The sequence below is a fragment of the Pseudovibrio flavus genome (genome assembly GCF_009711345.1).
GTDB lineage: Bacteria > Pseudomonadota > Alphaproteobacteria > Rhizobiales > Stappiaceae > Pseudovibrio > Pseudovibrio flavus.
Map to the genome: position 1 here is coordinate 27,189 of NZ_SMMA01000053.1, position 22,890 is coordinate 50,078.

The following is a 22,890-nucleotide window of genomic DNA, read 5'->3' on the forward strand; positions in this document are numbered from 1 at the left end:
GTTGAAAATGATTTGAATGCAGCGGCCCCCATCGACATTTTTTGCCGCTAACCCGTCAAACCCGAAGAAAGGCACTGACCATGAGCAGGTTCTCCATCAAGGCAGCCCTCACCGGAGCATTGCTCTTTGCGGCTGCAAGCACCACAGCCCTTGCAGATAACATCACCACCTTTGCTCCAGATAACGTGGCTATCCACGGCACAGATCCGGTGGCCTATTTCACCGAAGGCAAGCCTGTTGCCGGTAAAGACGAATACACCGCAGCCTATGACGGTGTGACGTGGAAGTTCTCCAGCAAAGAAAACCGCGACAAGTTCGTTGCTGATCCTGCTGCCTATGCGCCGCAGTTTGGCGGCTGGTGCGCGACCGGCGTGAGCTTTGGCGTGAAAATTCCGATCATGCCGGATAAGTGGTCTATCGTTGACGGCAAGCTTTATCTCAATGCCCATGACGGAGCCCAGCGTCGCTTCAATGAAAGAACGGAAGAAGTGATCACAAACGCCAATACAAACTGGCCGGGCATCAAAGAAACGCCAGCAGATAAGCTCTAGCTTCCTACCCCTCCATTCTTCCAAAACTTGGGGAGCGTTCTGCGCTCCCCATTTTATATCAATGATTACAAATCGATCCTGTGCTTTCCTTTGGACAACAGTGAGTTGACAGGGGTGCGTATGATGAAAATGCCCGAACCGAGTGAATTGGGTTGGACCTGCAAACCGCTGGAAAGCGCGAATGTTACATCAAGAACCCTCTCCACCGGCGTGTTGGAAGTCGTCATTGAACATGAGCTCATAAAAGGTGTCACACCAGCCATGCTGTATTGGTGGTTTCAGAATTTTCCATCTCTGATGATAAATCTGAACGGACAGATTATACCGGCCTATGTCCTCTGGCACCCGAGAGATCACGTCGCCGTGGAACTTGAAAAGCTATCTGATAAGCATACGCTTTCCGCAGGTGACATCTTAACGGTACATGACAAGTTTCAAGCTGGGAGTACCTTCGCGATTGATCAGAAGGCCCATATAAGCAGACTGGATGAAAACGGGATCGGCCTAAAAACGACGGTTATGGGGCTAAATTTTCTTGAGCTGACCCACTCGTACAAGCTCTCTGCAGGTGGCACCTTATGTCGTTCTCACCTGACCATTGGCGCTATGACCGGTCCTTTAAAGTCCATGTTAAACAGAGCAATGGCGCCGAAAAAGTTTGAAGGCGACAAAGCCGTCGCTTGGCTGAAACACAATATTGAAGAAATCGGCTTCTTCGAGAACTTCCTGCCCCAGCTCTATGAAAACCGGAGCAAGAAAGAGCCAATAGAACTGCGTCTCTAGCGACGCGCTTTAAGCGCTGCGGACTTCAATCTGTTCGCCAGACGCAATAGGCGCAACCGTATGGGCCTTGTCGCCCATCTGCTCGATAAAGCTGTCGGCAGACTGGTCGAGAACCTCAAAAGAGGCGTAGTGGCATGGGATCACAGCTTGGAAGTTAAAGTACCGCTTACATGCAATTGCCGCTGACTTGGCCCCCATTGTGAAACGATCACCAATCGGAACTAAGCCAACCTTCGGCTCGTAGAGTTCGTTGATGAGCGCCATGTCGCCAAAGATATCGGTATCACCCATGTGATAAAGCGTTGGCTCCCCTTCGGCCATGATGACAACGCCATTCGGGTTACCCAAGTAAAGCGCGGTACCATCGCCAAGCTGGCTGGAGGAACTGTGAATCGCATTTGTAAGGGCGACCTTGAACGGCCCAAGGTCAACGCATCCGCCCGCATTCATCGGGTTGATATTGGTGATCCCTTGCGACTGAGCCCACATGCAGATCTCGAAATTCGAGGTCAACAATGCTCCAGTCTGCTGCAGAATTTCGATTGCATCACCGATATGGTCATCATGTCCGTGCGTGATAACCACATGGGTAACGCCTTCGCTTACCTCTTCAATCGTGCGCTCAGACGGAAACGCCGGGTTCTGGGAAAGAAACGGGTCAATGAGAATCTTGGCTCCGTTTATTTCGACAGTGGCCGCAGCGTGTCCCCAAAACGTAATTTTCATAGGTGTTTGTCCTTCTCCGCCCTGCCCGAATGCTCCCCGGGCACGGCGAGTTTCCTCTAAGTGAGCCGAAAGATCAACCAAACAGCCTCATTGATCTACCCGGCAAAAAGGCGAGTACCAATTAGTCTAGTGGCAATTGCCAGTTGATCGGCTCTTTACCCTGCCCTGCAAGATAGTCATTGATCTGTGAAAATGGCTTTGAACCGAAGAAGCCACGGTAAGCAGAAAGCGGAGATGGATGCGCTCCCTTAAGGATCAAATGGCGCGAACCATCAATAAGCGCTTCTTTTTTCTGCGCGTGCCCGCCCCACAGAACGAATGCAACACCGCTGGTGTTCTCACTGACTGCGCGAATGGCTGCATCAGTAAAGCGGCCCCAGCCGATCTTGGCATGGGAGCCTGCCTGCGCAGCTTCTACAGACAAGGAAGTGTTGAGCAGCAAAACGCCTTGCTCTGCCCAGCTTTGAAGGAACCCGTGACTAGGGATTTCAAAGCCGACATCCGTTGCCAGCTCCTTGTAAATATTCTTTAGCGATGGCGGCGGTGTGACACCCTTTAGAACGGAGAAGCTAAGGCCGTGAGCCTGCCCCGGACCGTGATACGGGTCTTGACCGAGAATAACGACCTTTACGCTTTCCAGCGGCGTCGCCTCAAAAGCGGCGTAGCGGTTGGCGTCAGTCGGGTAAACAGTCTTGCCTTCAGCATGAGCTGCTGCCAACGCCGCTTCGATTTTGGCAAAGTAAGGCTGAGTGAATTCACCCTGCAAAACCTCATGCCATCTGCCGTTTAGCCTCTGGGTTGTCATTTGTCCTCGCAAAGCTGTTTGTTTGCCTAAAGCTCTGCTTTGTTTTGCCTGCAAACTCCAGAGATCAATGGCGTAGCCCCGCCTCTTTCCCCTTTTATTGTGCCGCACCTTTGGTGACGACGATATCCTTTGGTTCAAGCAAGCTTGGCATTTCGGTAGACCCATGATAGAGCGCGGGCATGGCAAATGATCCGGCACTCGATTTTGATAGTTTTTGGGCTGAACTCGCAGAGGGACAGCGCATTATTGGTATAGACCTTGGCACCAAGACAATTGGTCTTGCGCTGTCAGATATTGGCCTTTCCATTGCTAGTCCGCTGGAAACCATCAAGCGCAAAAAATTCACGCTGGACGTGGAGCGCCTCTTTGCCCTTTGCAACGAGTACAACGTTGGTGGTTTGGTTATCGGCTTGCCGCTAAATATGGACGGTTCTGAGGGCCCACGTGTACAAGCGACTCGCGCCTTCGTGCGAAACCTGCACAACCTCAATCCAATGCCGATCACCTACTGGGACGAGCGCCTTTCAACGGCAGCCGTTACCAGAACACTGCTTGAGGCCGACCGTTCCCGAGCTCGCCGCGCAGAACTGGTGGACAAGATGGCCGCGAGCTACATTTTGCAGGGCTTTCTAGACAAGCTCACTCTTTCCATGCCAAGTTCCTACGATTATTACGAGGACGATTATTGATCTTGTCCGGTCCTCGGCAAGACACCTGACATTTTCCAAGTCTTCAGCTCCCTGACGACCTTTTTCGAAAGCGCCGCCTATGCCGATTGCTGTCACCGCAATGCTGCCTATCATCTTGTTGATTGCAACAGGCTGGACGCTAAATCGCAAAAAGGTCATTTCCGCTGAGGGCTGGAATGCCATGGATAAGCTGGGTTACTACCTGCTCTTTCCTGCAACCCTCTTCAACAACGTTTCGACAGCAGACTTTAACGCGCTGGACGTTGGCACCTACGCTGCAACGCTTTACAGCACGTTAGGTACATTGTGCGTGCTGCTGATCCTGCTTCAGCCTCTTTTAAAGAAGTCTTTGTCGGTAACCGGCCCTGCTTTCAGCTCCATTTTTCAAGGTAGCGTGCGCTGGAATGCGTTCATCGTCATGGGTATTGCCGGAACCGTTTGGGGTAAATCGGGCTTAGCCATCACAGCCATTACAATGGCCCTGCTCATTCCAGTGATCAACGTCATCACCATTACCATGATGACCGTCTACGCCTCTGGTAAAGCGATCTCTGTGAAGGCAATCCTTCTTGGCATCTGCAAGAACCCGTTCATCATCGCGATCAGTGCTGGCCTAGTGCTTAACCTTGGCGGTGTGGAAGTGCCGCAAACCATTTCCACCTACGTGAACTTTTTGGGCCGCGCTGCTGTTCCGCTGGCTTTGCTTTGCATTGGTGCCTCTATGGATCTTGATGCGCTGCGCAAACCCGGCCCTCGTTTGATCTTCGGCTCGGTTATGCGCCTTGCTATCGCCCCGGCGGTTGCACTTCTGTTCGCCCACCTCTACGGCCTTGATGATCTCGCCAAGGGCCTTGTTGTGCTTGTATTTGCCGTACCAACAGCAGCTTCTGCATTCGTGCTGGCAAAACAGATGGGCGGAGATTCCAAGCTGATGGCGGAGCTGCTGGCACTACAGGCCGTTCTTGCCGCGTTTACGCTAACGCTGTGGCTTCTTGTTATCGGCTAAACGTATCTCTACGTAGGACAAATTGACAAAACGTTTCAACAGGCTAGCCTCTAGCTCGCCGGTACTTTTTGGCTATTCTAATTCAAGCGCGAGGCATAACGCGGCCTCAAACTAGAACAGTCAATGGAAAGTGCCATGCCAACGACTAACCAATTACGTCCTCACCACTGCGTTCCCGAACCGATCCTGCGCATTCTTTGTGATAATTGTGCACAGTGCGAAGATGCTTGCCCGCAAGGCATCATAAAAATCTGCGAGTTCTCACTGTTACCATTTCTCGATGTCGGTGAGGCAGGCTGTACGTTTTGTGGCTTTTGTGCCATGGCATGCTCTACAGGCGCATTGTCAGAACATCAGCTCTACCAGCGCCTAAAACTGCGTCCCCGTTTCAAAAGCAATTGTCTGACCAAGGCAGGCGGAGATTGCACCATTTGCGTTAATGCATGCCCGCGCGGCGCTATCCGGCTGGTCGGCATTCCGACAGACATTTCGTTCTTAACGCACAAGCAAGAGAATTGCATGGGCTGTGGCATCTGCGCTGCGGCCTGCCCGCAAAACGCCATTGAGCTCACCAAAACGGCGGTGCGCTAGGCGACGCGGTAAAGCCAATCTAGTATCTCTTTGGCGTTGTAGCGGCCATCCAGCATACCGTAGCTTGAGCGCCACTGCCCCGCCAATCGTGTCTCGATAAACGCATCAGCAATTGCAGGTGGGGCAACCTTCTTTAACGCGTCACCTGCTGCGGTAATAGCAAGCTGCTCGGTAAGAATGCGCGCGCCGCCTGGGTCATCAACACAGCTTCGCGCCGCTGCTTGAAGCACCTCAACGGAAACCCGACCTGCAGAGCCCAGCCCCTGCTGAAACTCGCCTAGCACATTTATAAAGCTTTGAGTTTCCTTGCTAAGCACGCGCAGCATATCCAGCGCCATGACACTACCAGAGCCCTCCCAGATGCTATTGACCGGTGCTTCACGGTAGAACCGCGCAAGATCAAAGTCCTCAACGTAGCCATTCCCGCCAAGGCTTTCCATCGCCTCGTTAATGACAGTCGCTGCGACTTTGCAGACCCAGTACTTGGCCGCAGGTGTGACAACGCGAAGGTATTCAGCCGACGCTTCGTCCCCCCGTGTAAGGCCGTCTTGTGCATGGGCAAGCCTAAGCGCCAGCGCTGTGGCCGCAGCAACATCAAGCGCCATATCGGCAAGCACACGCTGCATAATCGGCTGGTCGATCAGGTGATGACCGAATACAGAACGATGGCGTACATGATGGACTGCACGGGCAACAGCTCCGCGCATCAGCCCCGAAGAACCCAAAACACAGTCAACGCGTGTAGGCGTGACCATGTTGAGGATGGTCCCAATGCCCTTCCCCGGGTGCCCAATGAGATATCCAAGCGCCTCGTCAAACTCCACTTCGCTTGAAGCGTTAGACCAGTTCCCCAACTTGTCCTTAAGGCGCTGGAAGTTCAGCCGGTTCACTGCTCCGTCGTCGAGAACGCGAGGCACGAGGAAGCAGCTTGGCCCTTCTTGCAACGTGGCAAGCACCAGAAAGGCATCGCTCATTGGGGCGGACATAAACCACTTGTGACCGGTCAAACGATAGTGGCCGTCACTTGCAAGCGCTGCACTGGTGACAATCTGCCGTAAATCTGTTCCGCCTTGACGCTCGGTCATACCCATACCGATGGATACGCCGTCTTTGCCGGAAGCTGCGCGGAACCGCTGGTCGTACTTACGTCTGCCGATCTTTTCCAGCCAAGGCCCCGCAATATCAGGCTGCTTGCTTAGCGCAAAGCCTGCGGCATTAGTCATGGTAACGGGGCAAAGGTGACCGGCTTCAACCTGCGTCATCACATAGTAAAGCTGTGCTCGTTCAACAAACACCGGCTTTCCCGGACGACCTTTCGCTTCAACAAAGGCGCAGTGAAGACCAGCCTCAAACGAGCGGCGCATAAGAGCATGATAGGAAGGATGGTACTCTACGAGATCGAGCCTACGCCCGTAAGGATCGTGGGTTCGCAGCTCTGGCCGGTTGGTGTTGGCGAGCCTACCAAGCACGAGCGCATCTGCGCCGCCGCATTGGGCACCGAACTTTAACAGCGCGCCGCGCTGCGAATCCGCGCCGCCGTAAGTATCACCCAATGAGAGTAAAAGTTGATCACTCTCGGCAAGATTGTACCCACAGTATGGAGGAGACTGATTATATACAGCTTCTTTTGCGCTCTGGTTGGACATGTTGCTCTTCCATTCTGGGCGGGTAACCTAGAGATTGTCACAAGTTAGACCGTTTCCCGCAACCTAGCAAAGGAAACTAGACGAACGTGCAACTCCGCTCCCCTCTTTACGAACGGCATCAAACCGCCTACTAAAGTGTCTTCGATGACCGCACAAACTTCGCATCGAGCTCCAATTTTTCCTCACCGGCACCTCCTCGGTATCGAGGCGCTGCAACCGCAGGATATTCTCCACCTCCTAGACCTTGCAGATGAAGCCGTCGAAGTCTCTCGACAGGTCGAAAAGCAAAAGGCTGTTCTACGAGGCCGGACACAAATCAACCTCTTCTTCGAGGCATCCACTCGCACCCAATCTTCCTTCGAACTCGCAGGAAAACGCTTGGGCGCGGATGTGATGAATATGCAGGTTTCCGCTTCTTCCGTTAAAAAGGGCGAAACCCTCATCGACACTGCTGCAACCTTGAACGCAATGCGTCCTGACCTTCTGGTGGTTCGCCACCATGCCGCTGGTGCTGTGCACCTGCTGGCCCGCAAGGTTGGTTGCTCGGTAGTCAACGCAGGCGACGGTGCCCACGAGCACCCGACACAGGCCCTGCTGGACGCCCTCACAATTCGCCGTCACAAAGGCAATATCGGTGGCCTCACCGTTGCCATCTGCGGCGATATCCGTCACTCACGCGTTGCCCGCTCCAACATCATTCTCTTGAGCAAACTGGGTGCACGCGTTCGCGTTATTGCTCCATCAACCCTTCTGCCCTCCGGTATCCATAACATGGGCGTTGAAGTCTTCACCAATATGCGCGAAGGCCTGAAAGGCTGTGACATTGTGATGATGCTCCGCCTTCAAAGAGAACGCATGAGCGGCGCTTTTGTGCCATCTGTGCGCGAGTATTTTAAGTACCACGGTCTGGACGCTGAAAAGCTTAGCTACGCCAACGAAGGCGCTCTGGTTATGCACCCGGGGCCTATGAACCGCGGTGTAGAAATAGCGGCAGAAATCGCAGATGGCCCGCAGTCTCTCATCCGCGAACAGGTAGAGATGGGTGTGGCAATCCGCATGGCAGTGCTTGAAGCGCTGGCCAACAACCTGCCAGACAATTGAGGGACAAGCGTATGCTAGAAACAGGAAAACCGCTGGTCCTTGAAAACGCCCGTATCATCGACCCGGCAACAAATATGGATGAAGCTGGCAGCCTGATCATGGCTGGCGGCAAAATCATCGCTGCAGGCCGTGAAGCCCTCAATCAGGGCGCACCGGAAGGCGCTAAAGTCGTTAACTGCAACGGCGCAGTGGTTGCACCGGGCCTCATCGACATTGGCGTCAATGTTGGTGAACCGGGTGCCGAGCACCGCGAAACGCTGGAAAGTGCATCCCAAGCAGCAGCAGCGGGCGGTGTCACCACCATCGTTACCGGCCCAGACTGTGATCCGGTCATCGACGACCCTGCCCTTGTAGACTTCATTTTGCGCCGCGCCCGCGACACCGCTATCGTCAATGTTCTGCCAATGGCAGCGCTGACGAAAGGTCTCAAGGGCGAGGAAATGAGCGAGATCGGCCTGCTTCAGGAAGCTGGTGCGGTGGCATTTACCAACGCAACCCATCCGGTCACCAACTCGCAGGTTCTGCTGCGCCTTCTCACATACGCCCGTGACTTCGATGCGCTCGTCGTCCATCAGGCAAAGGACAAGGATCTGGCAGGCTCCGGCGTTATGAACTCCGGCCTTCGCGCAACATGGCTTGGCCTTGGTGGCATTCCGAAGGAAGCCGAGTTTATGGCTATCGAGCGGGATATGCGTCTGGTTGCTATGGCAAACGGCAAATATCACGCGCGCATCATCTCTTGCCCGCAGAGCGCAAAAGCAATCCGCACGGCAAAAGAAGAAGGCCTGAACGTTACCGCCGGTATCTCCATCAACCACCTGACCATGAACGAGAACGATATCGGCCCGTACCGTACGTTCCACAAGATGTCGCCGCCGCTACGCACAGAAGACGACCGCCGCGCAATGGTGGAAGCTTTGGCAGATGGCACCATCGACATCATCATGTCAGATCACAATCCGCAGGACGTTGAAACCAAGCGTCATCCCTTTGCGGAAGCAGAAGATGGTGCATTAGGTCTGGAAACAATGCTGGGCGCTGGCATGAGACTGGTGCATAGCGGTGATATTTCCATTATGAAGCTTCTTGCAAGCATGACCTGCAATCCGGCCAAACGTTTGGGGCTGGAAGCTGGTCGCTTGGCAAGAGGGGCACCTGCTGACATCATTGTGTTTGATCCAGAACGACCATGGATCGTGGAGAAGGACAAAATCCGCTCCCGCTCCAAAAATACGCCGTTCGAGGATGAAACCCTGACGGGTCGTGTTTTGACAACAATCGTCTCAGGCCGCATCCTCTACGAGATTGATGCTTAGTGGCAACTTGGAGATGAAACGTGCCGGATCCGATCAGCTGGTCTTTTGACCTGCCTTACTATTTCATTGCACTTGGTTTCGGCTATCTGCTCGGGTCTATCCCGTTTGGCTTGTTGATTACACGCTTTGCCGGTCTTGGCGACATTCGCCAGATCGGCTCCGGCAACATCGGCACCACCAACGTGTTGCGGACAGGCAAAAAAAGCTTGGCCGCACTCACCCTGCTTTGCGATGCGCTAAAGGGCACTGCGGCAGTTCTTATCATCAAGTTCCTGATGGGACCGGACGCAGCCCTGCTTGCCGGTCTTGGTGCGTTTCTCGGCCACCTGTTTCCCGTATGGCTAAAATTCAAAGGTGGTAAGGGCGTCGCCACTTATATAGGTATTCTTTACGGGTTCTACTGGCCGATGGGCTTGATCTTCATGGCCATCTGGATTGTGGTTGCGCTGGTTACACGCTTTTCTTCTCTGTCCGCGCTCACCGCTTCCCTCGTGACCCCGCTCATTTTGATCGGCTTTGACAAGTGGCAGCTTGCGCAAATGATGGCCCTGCTCTCGCTTATGCTCTGGATCAAGCATCACGAGAATATCCGCCGTTTGCTCAGCGGCGAGGAAAGCAAGATCGGCAAAAAGGGATAAATGCTCACAGCCACGAAACCAAACCGGCACCTCTCTAACGCCCAGCGGTTATCGTGGCTAAGGCTTATCCGCTCCGAAAATGTGGGCCCTTCCACATTTCGCGAGCTACTCAATCACTTCGGTTCGGCCCAAGCTGCACTTGATGCGCTGCCGGACATAAGCGCAAGGGGCGGAAAGAAAACCTACCGCCCCTGCACCGAAGATAAAGCACTTCGAGAAATGGAAGCGCTTTCGGCACTCGGCGGCAGGCTCGTCGCCATGGGAGAGCCAGACTACCCCGCCCGCCTTCATCATATTGATGCGCCTCCCCCTCTTCTTTCAGTACGCGGCAAGCCTGTCACAAACATCAGCAAATCGTTGGCGATTGTAGGTGCGCGCAACGCGTCCCTGTCAGGCAAAAAGATGGCGTATGTTCTGGCAGCAGAGCTATCGCAGGCAGGGTACGTGATCGTTTCCGGCCTTGCACGCGGCATAGACAGCGCTGCCCACGCAGCCAGCTTGAAGAATGGAACGGTTGGCGTATTCGCTGGGGGTGTTGACCACATCTACCCGGATGAGAACATCCCCCTTTGCCATTCAATGCTGGAAGCCAACGGCGCCGTCTTGAGCGAAATGCCTTTAGGTTGGAAACCAAGAGCGCGGGACTTTCCCCGGCGCAACCGCCTCATCTCCGGCATCAGCTTAGGCACCATCATCATAGAAGCGGCGAAAAAATCCGGTTCACTACACACCGCCCGCTTTGCGCTAGAACAAGGGCGCGAAGTATTCGCAGTCCCCGGCTCTCCGCTGGACCCTCGCTCTGAAGGTGCAAACCGTCTCATCCAGCAAGGGGCATATTTGGTGAATGATAGTCAGGATGTGCTCAGTGCATTAGACACGCTCAACCAACCCTTCCTCCCGTTTTCAGAGGATGGGGACCAATCTATTGATATACCAGAAAATCATTGGAAGCCCGCTTCTACCGAAGCTCGGCCCGATCAGCGACGGGCAATCACGCAGGCTCTAAGCGCGACACCAACAGATATTGACGAGCTTGCAAGACACGCAGCCATGCCGGTTTCTGCGGTGCGCATTGTCCTACTGGAACTCGAACTGGCGGGCAAACTGGAGCGCCATACGCGCAACAGAGTATCACTTGTGCTCTAAATCCCCAGAAATATGAGATTACAAAGAAACGATAAGGCTTTAGCAGCTATTTATTCAAATCTACGCGTTCTTCTTGCTATTTGAAGCTCTGCAAACACCTTCAGCTTCTTCACTAGCCATTGAAAGCAAGTATGAAAGAAACGATAGGTCCTGTTTGTGCGCCATCAACGAGAGCTCTCGGCACATATTTGCGCAGTATTCAGCAAATTCTACCTGCTTGTCCCCTGCTTTTATATTAGGGAGTACCTCTTGGGTCATTGAGCCTGCCTGTCTTTTTTAATAGGTGTTCTATGAGCACCTGATTTTTAAAATGATATTTGTGGAACGCCCTTCGCAACTAATAGGCGATTTTTCAATTATTACCTATTAAGAATTGTAGCTTACATGTGAGTACGGCCTTTCTTTACCAACGGGGCACCTGTCAAATTTGATGGATTTCCGCTTGCCATCTTGACCTAGCCCCGCGAAAAGGCCATTTGACAGCCGCGCTTTGATCCCTGATTGTCTCCCATCGACTCACAGGTCAGCGTAGTGTGAACTCAAAAAATTAAGGGCTATCCGTTCGCGAGAGTTTGGAAATAGATGAATATTGTCATTGTGGAATCACCGGCGAAAGCCAAAACCATCAATAAGTATCTTGGGAAAGACTATAAGGTTCTGGCCTCCTACGGCCATGTCCGTGATCTTCCGCCCAAGGATGGTTCGGTGTTACCGGACGAAGACTTCCAGATGACATGGACCACCGACCCCAAGTCTCAAAAGCGTCTCTCCGAGATTGCCGAGGCTGTGAAGGGGGCGGACAAGCTCATTCTCGCAACTGACCCTGATCGCGAAGGGGAAGCTATTTCTTGGCACGTTCTGGACGTTTTGAAAAAACGTCGCGTCCTTAAGGACAAGCAGGTAGAACGTGTGGTGTTCAACGCCATCACCAAGTCCTCCATTCTTGAAGCAATGAAGAACCCGCGTCCGCTGGACGAGCCGCTGGTTGACGCCTATCTGGCGCGCCGCGCTCTGGACTACCTCGTGGGCTTTACCCTCTCTCCAGTTCTGTGGCGCAAGCTGCCGGGCGCTCGCTCTGCTGGCCGTGTGCAATCCGTTGCCCTGCGCCTCGTGTGCGAACGTGAATCCGAGATCGAAAGCTTCAAGACACAAGAATACTGGTCCATCCTTGCTAACCTCGACACACCGGAAAAGGCAGCCTTCCAAGCACGCCTTGCCGCGTTTGGTGGTAAGAAAATCAGCAAGCTGGGCATTAGCAACGAAGAGCAGGCAACCAAGCTGAAAACAATGCTGGAAGGCGCAAGCTTTGCAGTCACCAGCGTTGAATCCAAGCCTCAGCGCCGCAACCCGTATGCTCCGTTCACGACCTCTACCCTTCAGCAGGAAGCATCCCGCAAGTGCGGTTTCTCCGCATCGCGCACCATGCAGATTGCCCAGAAGCTGTATGAAGGTATCAACCTTGGCGGTGAAACCACCGGTCTCATCACCTATATGCGTACCGACGGCGTGCAGATTGCTCCAGAAGCTATCAGCGGCGCCCGCAAAGTAATTGGCCAGCGTTTTGGCGACCAGTACGTGCCGGAAAAGCCGCGCATGTACTCTTCCAAAGCCAAGAATGCTCAAGAAGCGCACGAAGCGATCCGCCCGACAGACCCGAGCCGTCACCCGCGTGACATGGCCCGTTTCCTTGATCCGGATGAAGCCCGCCTTTATGAACTGATCTGGCAGCGTACCATCGCTTCGCAGATGGAGTCGGCTGTTCTTGAGCGTACCACTGTAGATATTGAAGCCCGCAACGGCTCTGAGCATGCGGACCTGCGTGCTTCTGGCTCCGTTGTTCGGTTCGATGGCTTCCTTGCCCTTTATCAGGAAGGCCGAGACGACGAGGAAGAAGAAGAGTCCCGCCGTCTGCCTGCCATGAACAAGGGCGACGCGCTAATCAAGCACAACATTCAGGCAAACCAGCACTTCACTGAACCACCACCACGCTTTACAGAAGCGACACTGGTGAAAAAGATGGAAGAGCTGGGCATTGGCCGCCCGTCCACCTATGCTGCGACCCTGCAAACCTTGCGTGACCGCGGTTATGTGGATCTCGACAAGAAGCGCCTTATCCCACAGGACAAGGGCCGCCTTGTTACCGCATTCCTTGAAGGCTTCTTCGATCGCTATGTGGAGTATGACTTCACTGCATCCCTTGAAGACCAGCTGGATAAAATCTCCGCTGGCGAACTAGAGTGGAAAGAGGTTCTGAGACTGTTCTGGGAGCCATTCAACGCAATCTGTCAGGAAGTGGTCAAACGCTCCAACACGGAAGTTCTTGACGCGCTGAACGACATTCTTCGCGAACACGTCTTCCCTGATAAGGAAGATGGCTCTGACCCGCGCAAGTGCCCACTTTGTGAAACCGGACGCCTATCGCTGAAGGTCAGCCGCTTTGGTGCCTTTGTTGGTTGTTCCAACTACAACAAAGACAAAAAAGACGGCAAGGTTCCTGATGTTGACCCGCCGCACTGCGGCTACACTCGTCAGCTGAACCTTGATCAGGAAGCTGAAGGTGGACAGGCTTCTGACGGTCCAACCATTTTGGGTACCGATCCGGCAACCGGTCTTGAGGTATCCTTGCGCACTGGCCGCTTTGGCCCATATGTGCAGCTGGGTGAAGAAGCAAAGCCTAAGCGCTCTTCCCTGCCTCGCGGTTGGTCTGCAAGCGCGATGGATCTGGAAAAAGCGTTACAGCTCCTCTCCCTTCCAAGGGAAGTTGGTCTGCACCCAGAAGACCAGAAACCAATTACAGCAGGTCTTGGCCGTTTTGGCCCGTTCGTGCTGCATGATGGAACCTACGCTAACCTTGAAAGCGCTGATGAAGTGTTTTCTGTTGGCATTAACCGTGCAGTTGCGCTATTGGCTGAAAAGCGCGCCAAAGGTGGCGGTCGCCGTGCGGCTGCAAAACCGCTCAAAGAACTGGGCGATCACCCAAGTGGCGGCGCCATTGGCGTATACGCTGGTCGTTACGGCCCCTACGTGAAGTGGGAAAAGGTCAACGCGACCCTGCCAAAAGGCACCGAGCCTGAAAGCGTAACGCTGGAACAGGCTATTGAACTTGTAAACGCAAAAGCAGGCGGTAAAGGCGGCAAGAAAAAAGCTGCAACCAAAACCGCTGCAAGCAAGAAAACCTCTGCTAGTGCGGGAGCTGCCGGAGCCCTGAAAGAATTCGGCGAGCATCCGGAAGGCGGCGCAATGGAACTGCGCGATAGTGGCCGGCTAGGCATTCGCCTGAAATGGGGAAAGACCTTTATTTCCCTACCTAAAGGCACCACTGCGGAAAGCTTCACGTTTGATGATGCTGTCACACTGGTCAATGCCAAGAAAGCGGCAGAGAATTGATCATAATCCGGCGCTGGGATAGGGTTTCCAGCGCCCAACACAGCCATTCGGGCTGTACCGAGAGAAGAAGTTGAGCGCAAAAAAGCTCGCAATGCCAAAGAAGAAGGCATCGGCGGATCTGCCGAGCCGAGACGATATCCTTGCCTTTATTGCACAGAACCCAGGTTCTGCAGGCAAACGAGAAATTTCCAAACATTTTAAGATTACCGGCGCAAATCGCATCGCCCTCAAGCGCATCCTGAAAGAGCTTGCAGCTGATGGCCTTGTGCAAGGCAGCCGTAAAGCGCTGATCCGCCCCGGTGATCTGCCAACCGTATTCGTTGCCAATATCAACGCCCGCAACACCGACGGCGAGTTTCTTGCTGTTCCACACGAGTGGAACGACGAGGACGGACCGGCGCCGAAGGTCGTTATCCTGCCTAATCGCCGCAAAGGCACCGAGAAGATTACCGCAGGTCTTGGCGACCGTGTGTTGCTGCGCCTTGCCGATCAGGACGCTGGACCGGAAGCAAACTTTGCTGCCCGCATCATCCGCCGTCTGGACAAGAACTCGGGCAACGTAATCGCGATCCTACGCATCCATCCGGAAACAAAGGCCGCTTGGCTTGAGCCGGTTGATCGCAAGCAAGATCCGGTTGACGTCAATCCGATGGATCTGAACGAAGCCAAAGACGGCGATCTCGTTCGTGCCCAGATTGGTGCAACAGGCCGCTATAAAACAAAGATTGCCAAGATCACCGAGCGCATCGGCTCGATGAACTCTGAAAAGGCAATCTCCGAAATCGCCCTTTACACCCACAACATCCCGACCGTTTTCCCTGACCGCGTTATCGCCGAAGCTGAAAGTGCTGGCGAAACCAAACTGGGCAAGCGCGAGGACTGGCGCTCCATTCCGCTGATCACGATTGATCCGGCTGACGCAAAAGACCACGACGATGCGGTCTATGCGCAGATCGATGATGACCCGGAAAACCTCGGCGGCGTGGTTGTTTATGTAGCGATTGCCGATGTTGCAGCTTACGTGACACCGGGCAGCGCCATGGACCGCGAAGCAGTGCTCCGCGGAAACTCGGTCTACTTCCCTGACCGCGTTATCCCGATGCTGCCGGAACGCATTTCCAACGACCTGTGCTCCCTTCGCGAGAAGGAAGAACGTCCGGCTATGGGCGTGCGCATGGTGTTTGGCAGTGATGGCCGCAAGAGAAAGCACAGCTTCCACCGCGTGCTTATGCGCTCTGCGGCAAAGCTTTCCTACCAGCAGGCCCAGCGTGCCATTGAAGGACAAACGGACGAAAAGACCGAAACCCTTCTGGATGGTGTGCTTCGCCCGCTTTGGGAAGCCTATGCCGTACTCAAAAAGGGCCGCGACAAGCGTGCTCCGCTTGAGCTGAATATTCCAGAACGCAAAATCAAGCTGAAAGCAGACGGCACTGTTGACCAGATCTTCGTACCAGAGCGCCTTGATGCCCATAAGCTCATTGAAGAGTTTATGATTCAGGCAAACGTCTGTGCTGCTGAAACACTGGAAGACCGCCGCGTACCGCTGCTTTACCGCATCCACGATGCGTCTACTCCGGAAAAGCTGCAGAACTTGAGAGACTTCCTCTCAACGCTGGCTATCAAGGTGCCTCACCAAGGCGGCCTGCGCGCGTCAGTGTTCAACAACATTCTGGACCGCGTAAAAGACACGGCCAACGAGCCAATGGTGAACGAGGTCGTACTTCGCTCACAGGCACAGGCTGAGTACCATCCGGATAATATCGGCCACTTTGGTTTGAACCTGCGCCGCTACGCGCACTTCACCTCCCCTATCCGCCGCTATGCCGACCTTATTGTGCACCGTGCGCTGATCACCGCGCTTGGTCTTGGTAAAGACGGCCTGCCGTTTGGCTATGAAGAGCAGCTGGAACAGGTGGCAGGCGAGATTTCTGCCGCAGAACGCCGCGCAATGACAGCAGAGCGTGAGACTATTGACCGATTGATCGCCCTATGGCTTTGCGATCAAATCGGCGCTCAGTTCCGTGGCCGCATTGCCGGTGTCACCAAGTCTGGCCTTTTCGTGCGACTGGATGACACAGGGGCCGATGGGTTTATTCCCGCCTCCACGCTTGGTAAGGATTACTACGCATACGAGGAATCGGCTCACGCATTAATTGGTCGCGCAACTGGTGAAACTTATCAGCTGGGTGATGCCGTAGAAGTTAAGCTTGCTGAAGCTGCTCCGTATGCAGGGTCTTTGCGCTTTGAAATGGAAAGCAAGGGCAAGCACCGCTCCGAAGCGCTGGGTAAAGTGGCAACGCCGCACCGTTCCAAGCGCTCTCATCGGGGTGACAAACCACTAGGGCTCAGGAAATCCAAGAGCCGGAAGAAACGATAGAGCCTAACGGCGAAGAGGTTGTGATGACAGGGCAGAACACCACAAAGACACCAAGTGATAGGGAAGTAGCTCCTGCACTGTTAAAAGGGTCTTTGTGCAAGTGCCCTGCCTGCGGCACCGGCAAGGTGTTTGACGGGTACCTCACCGTGCGTGCGCAGTGCGATGCATGCGGTGAGGAACTTCACCACCACAGGGCGGACGATGCGCCGCCCTACTTCACAATCTTCATTGTGGGCCACATTGTGGTCTGGCTCATGCTCGTGGTTGAAATGGCGTACTTCCCGCCGCTATGGCTTCACATCGCACTTTGGGTGCCGCTCACAATCGTGATGTCCCTCGCCATGCTCCGCCCTATCAAGGGTGCGCTCGTCGGCCTGCAATGGGCTTTGAAGATGCATGGCTTCGACCCGAATTCCCGCGAAGATTACCCCGCTGGTTCAGACAAAGTTACTTCTTAGAACCAGGTTTGATTGATGCTCACTGAAAGACTGGCAAAGCTTGCCAATGCCGACCGCGATCAGGCTAACAAGCCCCTTCGCCCGAAAGATGCGTCTACGCTGATTATTCTGGACAGGAAGGCAGATGGCGAGCCGCACGTGCTTATGGGCCGTCGCCACATGCGCCACCGCTTTATGCCAGGCAAGTTTGTGTTTCCAGGTGGCCGTGTAGACCGTGCCGATTCCTATGTGGACGTTCTCAAGCCCTATCATCCACTGGTCGAAGAAAAGCTAAATAAGGATTTGAGAGGCGCCAAGTCAGCCGCTCGCATCAAAGCCTTTGCAGTTGCAGCCATTCGCGAAACCTACGAGGAAGCAGGCCTGTTCATCGGCTCCAAGGCCGAACAAGCAGCAACCTTGCGCTTCGGTGCCGATCTTGCCGCTTTTGAAGAGCGCCAAATCGCGCCTTCTCTGGAAGGGCTTCGCTTTATCGCCCGCGCAATTACCCCTCCCGGTCGCCCGCGCCGCTATGACACCCGCTTCTTTGCAGTATGGGCTGACGAGATCGCGGACCGCTTGCCAGAAGGCACAGGCCCATCGGGTGAGCTGGAAGAACTTCAGTGGCTCTCTCTGGAATCGTGCAAAGGTCTTGAACTGCCGCCGATCACCCATGCGATCCTTGAGGAATTGCAGGATCGTCTTAGCGGTGACCCTGATCTGGAACCTGAAACCGCTGTACCGTTCTACTACTGGCGCGGCAAAGGCTTCATCCGCAACGAACTGTAAAACTGTTCGCACAGGCGTAGCCATCCATTGACCTTGGGCGCAAGCGCCCTTGGTACCACCCTCACAGTTCAAAGGCCTCTCACGTCTCTTGGTTTGAAGATAACCATGGAGACACCAATGAAGAGCCTCAAACGCTTAGCAGGCATTACCACAAGTCTGCTCCTCTCCTGCCAAATCGCAGGTGCTCAGAACGCCAGCCTCATCACAAACAACTTCTGTCAGGACAATATTCCTTTGTCCGCGTACGCTGCTACTTGGGCCAATGCAAAGCTCGGGTTTAAAAGCCTTTTTGTGATGGACCTCTCAAACGAGGGAAAAGTAACCGCTATCAAGAGTGAGGAAGATTTCAGCGCCTCAACCAATGTGCGTCTGATAGCCCACGGCTCTTGCGAGAAAGTCTTCGAGACTCCCAACGCGGTATTCGCCGAGTACATTGCCAACGCCTTCAACGGCGAAACCAAACCAGAGAGCGTTTTTCTGGGAACCTGCAATGCCGGATCAAAGCACAGCGGAAATCTCGTAGAGACGGTCTTCACCGCCCTCGGCGGCAAAACTTTTGTATCCGGCCTTATCGGCGCTGTAGGCTTTTCGGGAAATGGCAGTACAAACCTTACCGATATGGAGTTCACCAATGATGTGACCCTGCCCAAAGAGCTTGAGCAGGACTACAATGATTTGGATAAAAAAATCGCCGATACTTGGAACAGTGATCTTCAAAACGTCCCGACCAAGGCAGGCTGCCAGATCGTTTTAGACAAAGTTCTTGCAGGAGCCACCGGCGCCAATAAACAGTTTTTGGATTTTATGAACCAAGTCTACGAGAGCTATATGGGGCAAAATTCAGAGGTTTTCGGACTTAATATCAATAGGCTCTTCTCTATGCGGTTTAGCTCGCAGATTTCTGCATGTGGCCCAAACCCTGCTTTTGCGAAGTTGAAGGGGCCACAGCAGTGCTCCTTCGCACCGTGACCTGAGAAGCCTCAAGGTGTCGCTCGATCCCTAACTGATACATAGCGCTCGGCGAACCGTTTGCCGAGCCAATCACCAAGTACCCGCACCCGCTTGAGTTGGTGGCGCGAAGGCGGACTTACCAACCAGATCTGCGTTTCCTCCTGCCAGTCAGGCAGAACCTCAACAAGCTTTCCGCTTGCAATCAACGCATCAGTATAGATGTTGCCTAGACGGGCAACACCAAAGCCCGCAAGCGCGGCCTGTGTCATCACACGGCCATTGGTGATCTGAAACCCGTGGGATGCTTTGACTTTCACCTGCTCCTGCTCACGCCTGAAAACCCACTCCGCAACACTACCGTAGATCAAAGGCATACCCGCAAGGTCTTGCGGATGCAGGATCGGCGCAATGCCCCTAAGAAACTCCGTTGATGCCACATAGCGTGTCGTAAGCGAGTAAACCCGCCGCGCGATCAGGGAGCTATCTTCCAACCGCCCCATACGCAGAACGAGGTCATAGTGGCTATCGACGATATCCTCGCGGATGCTTGAGAAATCGAGACGCACCTCCACTTGCGGATAGGCTTGCTGAAAACCGATGGTAAGAGGCGCTACAACATCCTCTCCAATTACCCCGCCAACACTGTTGATGTGGATGGTCCCGCTTAAGGTTTCAGTTGCCTCTCGCGCAAGAAGCGACGCATCCTCCAGCGTTTTCATTGCACCTCGGCACAGGCGAAAGTACTCTTCCCCCACACTGGTAAGGCGCAGCTTTCGCGTTGTTCTAAAAAGAAGCTGTGCACCAAGGCGCTGCTCAAGCTGCGTAACCTGTTGGCTGAGACTGGCTTTTGACATGCCCAGTTGCTCCGCCGCTTGAGTAAAACTGCCGCTTTCAGCCACTGCAAGAAACGAGCGCAGACCGTTCCAGTAGATATTGTTCATTTCAGCCTAACAATCTTTTCGAATTCCACTAATTTATCGAATTATCATTTTCCATAGGATAGCGCACCAAAAGAAACACGACCGTAAAAGGAGACAGTTATGTCCAAGCCTCTCGTAGCCATTACAGGTGCCAGCTCTGGCATCGGTGAAGCCATTGCCCGCTCTTTAAGCGCTGCTGGCCACCCTCTTTTGCTGATGGCGCGCCGTCTTGAGAAAATGGAAGCTCTTGACCTGCCAAACACCATCTGCAAAAGCGTAGACGTGACCGACCGTGACGCAGTGGTTGCTGCTGTTCGCGAGGCAGAAGCTGTTTACGGTCCAGTTGATGCGATGATCAACAACGCGGGCTGCATGCTGCTGGGCTCCATGGCTGACCAGAACCCTGCCGAATGGGACCAGATGGTTGATCTCAACGTAAAAGGTGTTCTCAACGGTATTCATGCGGTTCTGCCAGCTATGAAGCAGCGTAAGGGCGGCACTATCATCAACATTAGCTCGATTGCTGGCCGTAAAACCTTCCCTGCCCACGCAGCATACTGCGGCACCAAATTCGCCGTTCACGCGATCAGCGAAAACCTGCGCGAAGAAGTATCCGGCGACAACGTACGCGTAATGACTATCGCACCAGGCGCTGTAGAGACCGATCTTCTTTCTCACACCACCTCTGACGAGATTAAAGCGAACTACAAAGTCTGGAAAAAAGAAATGGGCGGAGTACTTAATCCGCAGGACGTAGCAAACGCTGTTCTTTTTGTTTACCAGCAGCCGCAGAACGTGAATATTCGCGAAGTTGTTCTTGCTGCAACAGGTCAGCCAGCCTGATTTGAAGTAGAATTGGGCCGGTGGATCAGTAACATTCACCGGCTCTCAGTCATGTAGTGCTCATATAACAACAAGCTGGCCAGCAAACACACTGGCTGGAGCCTATTTAGAACAACTCTCGAAAACACATAATGTTCTGCAATTTTACCACATCAATCACGTATAAAAACACATTATTACACAATCAAAACAAACAAATACCGACACCCCATATTACAAAAACAATAAAACCAAATATTAGCCACAATCTATAAAGTCGTAAAACGCCTGATGTGCCATTTTATTTGAGAAACACTTAAAAAATTACATTGACAAGTAGTCCAATAAAGAAGAAATAGGGATTCAAGCCACACAGGTTTAGCAGTGAGTAAACCGGTGAGCTCGCTTAGCCACAAGCCTGCCCGAAATTTCGCGGAGCAGCTTAAGGGCCCTTCTTAAAAATTGGACGACACCATGTCTGAACAGGTCTTAATGCCTGCACCGTCCCCTATGGGTCGACGGCGCACTCTGGGGATTATTGCGGCCATCAGCGCAATTACCGCTGTGGGCGTTTCCCTATCTGCGAGCCTACCACTTCTAGCAATCACTCTGCATAGTCAGGGTGTTTCAGAAGGCTGGATCGGCATCAACACTGCGTTTGCGGGCGTTGCAGCTATTGCTGTTACCCCTTTCTGCTCTCGTATTGCAAAAGCACTCGGCACGCCTCAGGCGTTGCTGGCTTGCATTCTCGTGGCTGCAGTTTCCCTACCGCTCTTTTACATCGCACCATTTTGGATGTGGTTCGTCTTGCGCATCATCTTCCACGGCGCGGTAATTGTAGCGTTCGTTCTTTCAGAATTCTGGATCAACGCCCTAGCGCCTGAAAACAAGCGCGGCCTTGTCATGGGCATTTACTCGGCCATTTACGCACTTGGCTGCGTGGTCGGTCCTATGATCATGTCTGAAATCGGTACAGTCGGCTTCACCCCGTTTATCATGGCGGGCGCACTGATCGGCCTTGGCGCGATCCCAATTCTGTTTGGTCTCACTTCCGGCCCTGAAATGGAAGAGGAACAGTCCTCCTCGTTCATCTCTTTCCTTTTCATCGCTCCGGTTGCGACCCTCGCCGGCTTTGCCTTCGGCGCAGTAGGCTCCAGTGCTCTGTCGCTACTCCCACTGTTCGGAATCAAAGCAGGCTTCACCGCTGCCCAGGCAACACTTCTGATCTCCTTCATGTACGCAGGTAACATCCTGCTGCAGATTCCGATCGGGTTGCTTGCAGACCGGTTTGACCGCCGCTATCTGCTGTTCATCTGCTCTTCCGTTGGCGCTGTTGGTGCTGTCGGCATGATGTACCTGACTGATAGCTATCTCGGTCTAGCTTGCCTGCTCTTCTTCTGGGGCGGCTTGAACGGCGGCCTTTACACCATCGGCCTGACTCATCTGGGTCACCGCTTTAAAGGAGCAGACCTTGCAAGCGCCAATGCGGCATTTGTAATGATGTATTCCTTCGGCCTTCTCTTCGGTCCGGCAACCACCGGATTTGCGATGAAGGCGGCAGATGGCGTCGGGTTACCACTGACTTTTGCACTGATAATGGGCTCCTACGCAATTATTTGCTTACTAAGGACCATTATGAGTGAGCGGAGCTAACAAGATACCTTGACTTTGCGCCCGCGATGAGTAGTGTGCCGCTAACTTTTCACTGTATCGCTCGAACGGGTACTTACCAGTGCGACGGCATTGAGACGAGAAGCCTTCGAGCTTGATGAAAACAACCGGCCCGAAAAGGGCCGATAACTGACAGGATCCGAAGCCATGGCCAAGGCTACAACAATTAAGATCAAGTTGCTGTCTACTGCAGACACCGGCTTCTTCTATGTAACCAAGAAGAACTCCCGCACCATGACCGAAAAAATGGTGAAGCGTAAATACGACCCAGTCGTAAAGAAGCACGTAGAGTTCAAAGAAACCAAGATCAAGTAATCTAGGTTTTCTTGAAAAGAACAAAAAGGCGTCCCTCGGGGCGCCTTTTTTGTTGCCCGCGTTCCAACAGATCGTCATTGCAGAACGAAGATAACCCCTGCCCGTTTGGAACCAGAGCTTCCCCAGCATTAGTCAGAGGCCAGTGAGGCGACTGAACACCGCCTTCCCTGCGGGCTTTGATCTGCACCCACCAGTGCACTAATAAATGCAACTGCAGCCCCGTGCC

General features: G+C 53.7%; 22 protein-coding genes. 17 read left to right on the top strand and 5 right to left on the bottom strand.

Translation table 11 applies throughout. The features are described 5' to 3' along the window. The first annotated feature begins 80 nt into the window (after positions 1-80). Together E1162_RS03795 and E1162_RS03800 are read left to right on the top strand one after the other, a co-directional pair. A complete protein-coding gene (locus tag E1162_RS03795; RefSeq protein WP_155127041.1) occupies positions 81-551 on the top strand; it encodes a YHS domain-containing (seleno)protein in 471 nt (156 codons plus the stop codon). A 120-nt stretch (positions 552-671) separates the two neighbouring features. Then, positions 672-1,334 (top strand): DAPG hydrolase family protein, encoded by a 663-nt coding sequence (locus tag E1162_RS03800; protein ID WP_155127044.1) that lies wholly within the window; start codon positions 672-674, stop codon positions 1,332-1,334. Between the two features lie 9 nt (positions 1,335-1,343). Here the strand turns inward: E1162_RS03800 and E1162_RS03805 are convergent, their stop codons facing one another. Further along, positions 1,344-2,060 carry a metal-dependent hydrolase gene (locus E1162_RS03805; protein WP_155127047.1) on the bottom strand — a complete coding sequence of 239 codons (717 nt, stop codon included), beginning with the start codon at positions 2,058-2,060 and terminating at the stop codon, positions 1,344-1,346. 121 nt (positions 2,061-2,181) lie between these two features. Next, positions 2,182-2,865, bottom strand: a complete 684-nt coding sequence (gene ung, locus E1162_RS03810) for a uracil-DNA glycosylase (RefSeq protein WP_155127050.1) — start codon at positions 2,863-2,865, stop codon at positions 2,182-2,184. Positions 2,866-3,044: 179 nt separating this feature from the next. Between ung and ruvX the strand changes: the two genes are divergently transcribed. The 3 genes from ruvX to E1162_RS03825 all read left to right on the top strand — a co-directional run bounded on the left by ruvX (position 3,045) and on the right by E1162_RS03825 (position 5,151). Continuing rightward, a complete protein-coding gene (ruvX, locus tag E1162_RS03815; protein ID WP_155127053.1) occupies positions 3,045-3,554 on the top strand; it encodes a Holliday junction resolvase RuvX in 510 nt (169 codons plus the stop codon). Positions 3,555-3,633: 79 nt separating this feature from the next. After that, positions 3,634-4,560: an AEC family transporter gene (locus E1162_RS03820; protein ID WP_155127056.1), complete on the top strand. Its 927-nt coding sequence runs from the start codon at positions 3,634-3,636 to the stop codon at positions 4,558-4,560. A gap of 135 nt (positions 4,561-4,695) precedes the next feature. Continuing rightward, the gene (locus tag E1162_RS03825) at positions 4,696-5,151 is read left to right on the top strand and encodes a 4Fe-4S binding protein (RefSeq protein ID WP_257098643.1); all 456 of its coding nucleotides are present in this window, start codon (positions 4,696-4,698) and stop codon (positions 5,149-5,151) included. On the opposite strand, the gene E1162_RS03830 is transcribed toward E1162_RS03825, so the two are convergent. After that, a complete protein-coding gene (locus E1162_RS03830) occupies positions 5,148-6,797 on the bottom strand; it encodes an acyl-CoA dehydrogenase family protein (protein ID WP_155127059.1) in 1,650 nt (549 codons plus the stop codon). The genes E1162_RS03825 and E1162_RS03830 overlap by 4 nt on opposite strands. A 144-nt stretch (positions 6,798-6,941) precedes the next feature. Between E1162_RS03830 and E1162_RS03835 the strand changes: the two genes are divergently transcribed. The 9 genes from E1162_RS03835 to E1162_RS03875 all read left to right on the top strand — a co-directional run bounded on the left by E1162_RS03835 (position 6,942) and on the right by E1162_RS03875 (position 18,954). Continuing rightward, the gene (locus E1162_RS03835; RefSeq protein WP_155127062.1) at positions 6,942-7,898 is read left to right on the top strand and encodes an aspartate carbamoyltransferase catalytic subunit; all 957 of its coding nucleotides are present in this window, start codon (positions 6,942-6,944) and stop codon (positions 7,896-7,898) included. A gap of 11 nt (positions 7,899-7,909) precedes the next feature. Next, on the top strand, positions 7,910-9,214 hold the full coding sequence (locus E1162_RS03840) for a dihydroorotase (RefSeq protein ID WP_155127065.1): 1,305 nt from the start codon (positions 7,910-7,912) through the stop codon (positions 9,212-9,214). A 20-nt stretch (positions 9,215-9,234) separates the two neighbouring features. After that, a complete protein-coding gene (gene plsY, locus E1162_RS03845) occupies positions 9,235-9,852 on the top strand; it encodes a glycerol-3-phosphate 1-O-acyltransferase PlsY (protein ID WP_371311803.1) in 618 nt (205 codons plus the stop codon). After that, the gene (dprA, locus tag E1162_RS03850; protein ID WP_155127068.1) at positions 9,853-10,998 is read left to right on the top strand and encodes a DNA-processing protein DprA; all 1,146 of its coding nucleotides are present in this window, start codon (positions 9,853-9,855) and stop codon (positions 10,996-10,998) included. A 582-nt stretch (positions 10,999-11,580) separates the two neighbouring features. Further along, positions 11,581-14,385, top strand: a complete 2,805-nt coding sequence (topA, locus tag E1162_RS03855; protein ID WP_155127071.1) for a type I DNA topoisomerase — start codon at positions 11,581-11,583, stop codon at positions 14,383-14,385. Positions 14,386-14,476: 91 nt separating this feature from the next. Continuing rightward, positions 14,477-16,762 carry a ribonuclease R gene (gene rnr / locus E1162_RS03860; protein ID WP_155127237.1) on the top strand — a complete coding sequence of 762 codons (2,286 nt, stop codon included), beginning with the start codon at positions 14,477-14,479 and terminating at the stop codon, positions 16,760-16,762. Between the two features lie 23 nt (positions 16,763-16,785). Then, positions 16,786-17,220: a DUF983 domain-containing protein gene (locus tag E1162_RS03865; protein ID WP_155127074.1), complete on the top strand. Its 435-nt coding sequence runs from the start codon at positions 16,786-16,788 to the stop codon at positions 17,218-17,220. Between the two features lie 15 nt (positions 17,221-17,235). Beyond that, positions 17,236-17,985: an NUDIX hydrolase gene (locus E1162_RS03870; RefSeq protein WP_155127077.1), complete on the top strand. Its 750-nt coding sequence runs from the start codon at positions 17,236-17,238 to the stop codon at positions 17,983-17,985. Positions 17,986-18,102: 117 nt separating this feature from the next. Next, a complete protein-coding gene (locus E1162_RS03875) occupies positions 18,103-18,954 on the top strand; it encodes a hypothetical protein (protein ID WP_155127080.1) in 852 nt (283 codons plus the stop codon). A gap of 11 nt (positions 18,955-18,965) precedes the next feature. Here E1162_RS03875 and E1162_RS03880 read toward each other — a convergent pair whose 3' ends face one another. Beyond that, on the bottom strand, positions 18,966-19,877 hold the full coding sequence (locus E1162_RS03880; protein ID WP_155127083.1) for a LysR family transcriptional regulator: 912 nt from the start codon (positions 19,875-19,877) through the stop codon (positions 18,966-18,968). A gap of 99 nt (positions 19,878-19,976) precedes the next feature. On the opposite strand from E1162_RS03880, the gene E1162_RS03885 reads away from it, so the two are divergent. The 3 genes from E1162_RS03885 to rpmG all read left to right on the top strand — a co-directional run bounded on the left by E1162_RS03885 (position 19,977) and on the right by rpmG (position 22,664). Continuing rightward, the gene (locus tag E1162_RS03885; RefSeq protein WP_155127086.1) at positions 19,977-20,699 is read left to right on the top strand and encodes an SDR family oxidoreductase; all 723 of its coding nucleotides are present in this window, start codon (positions 19,977-19,979) and stop codon (positions 20,697-20,699) included. Positions 20,700-21,152: 453 nt separating this feature from the next. Next, complete coding sequence (locus tag E1162_RS03890) at positions 21,153-22,331, top strand: MFS transporter (protein WP_257098644.1); 1,179 nt, start codon at positions 21,153-21,155, stop codon at positions 22,329-22,331. Between the two features lie 165 nt (positions 22,332-22,496). Beyond that, positions 22,497-22,664 carry a 50S ribosomal protein L33 gene (gene rpmG, locus E1162_RS03895; protein ID WP_155127089.1) on the top strand — a complete coding sequence of 56 codons (168 nt, stop codon included), beginning with the start codon at positions 22,497-22,499 and terminating at the stop codon, positions 22,662-22,664. A gap of 1 nt (position 22,665) precedes the next feature. Here the strand turns inward: rpmG and E1162_RS19445 are convergent. After that, the coding region (locus E1162_RS19445; protein ID WP_257098645.1) for a hypothetical protein at positions 22,666-22,890 on the bottom strand (225 nt) is incomplete at its 5' end.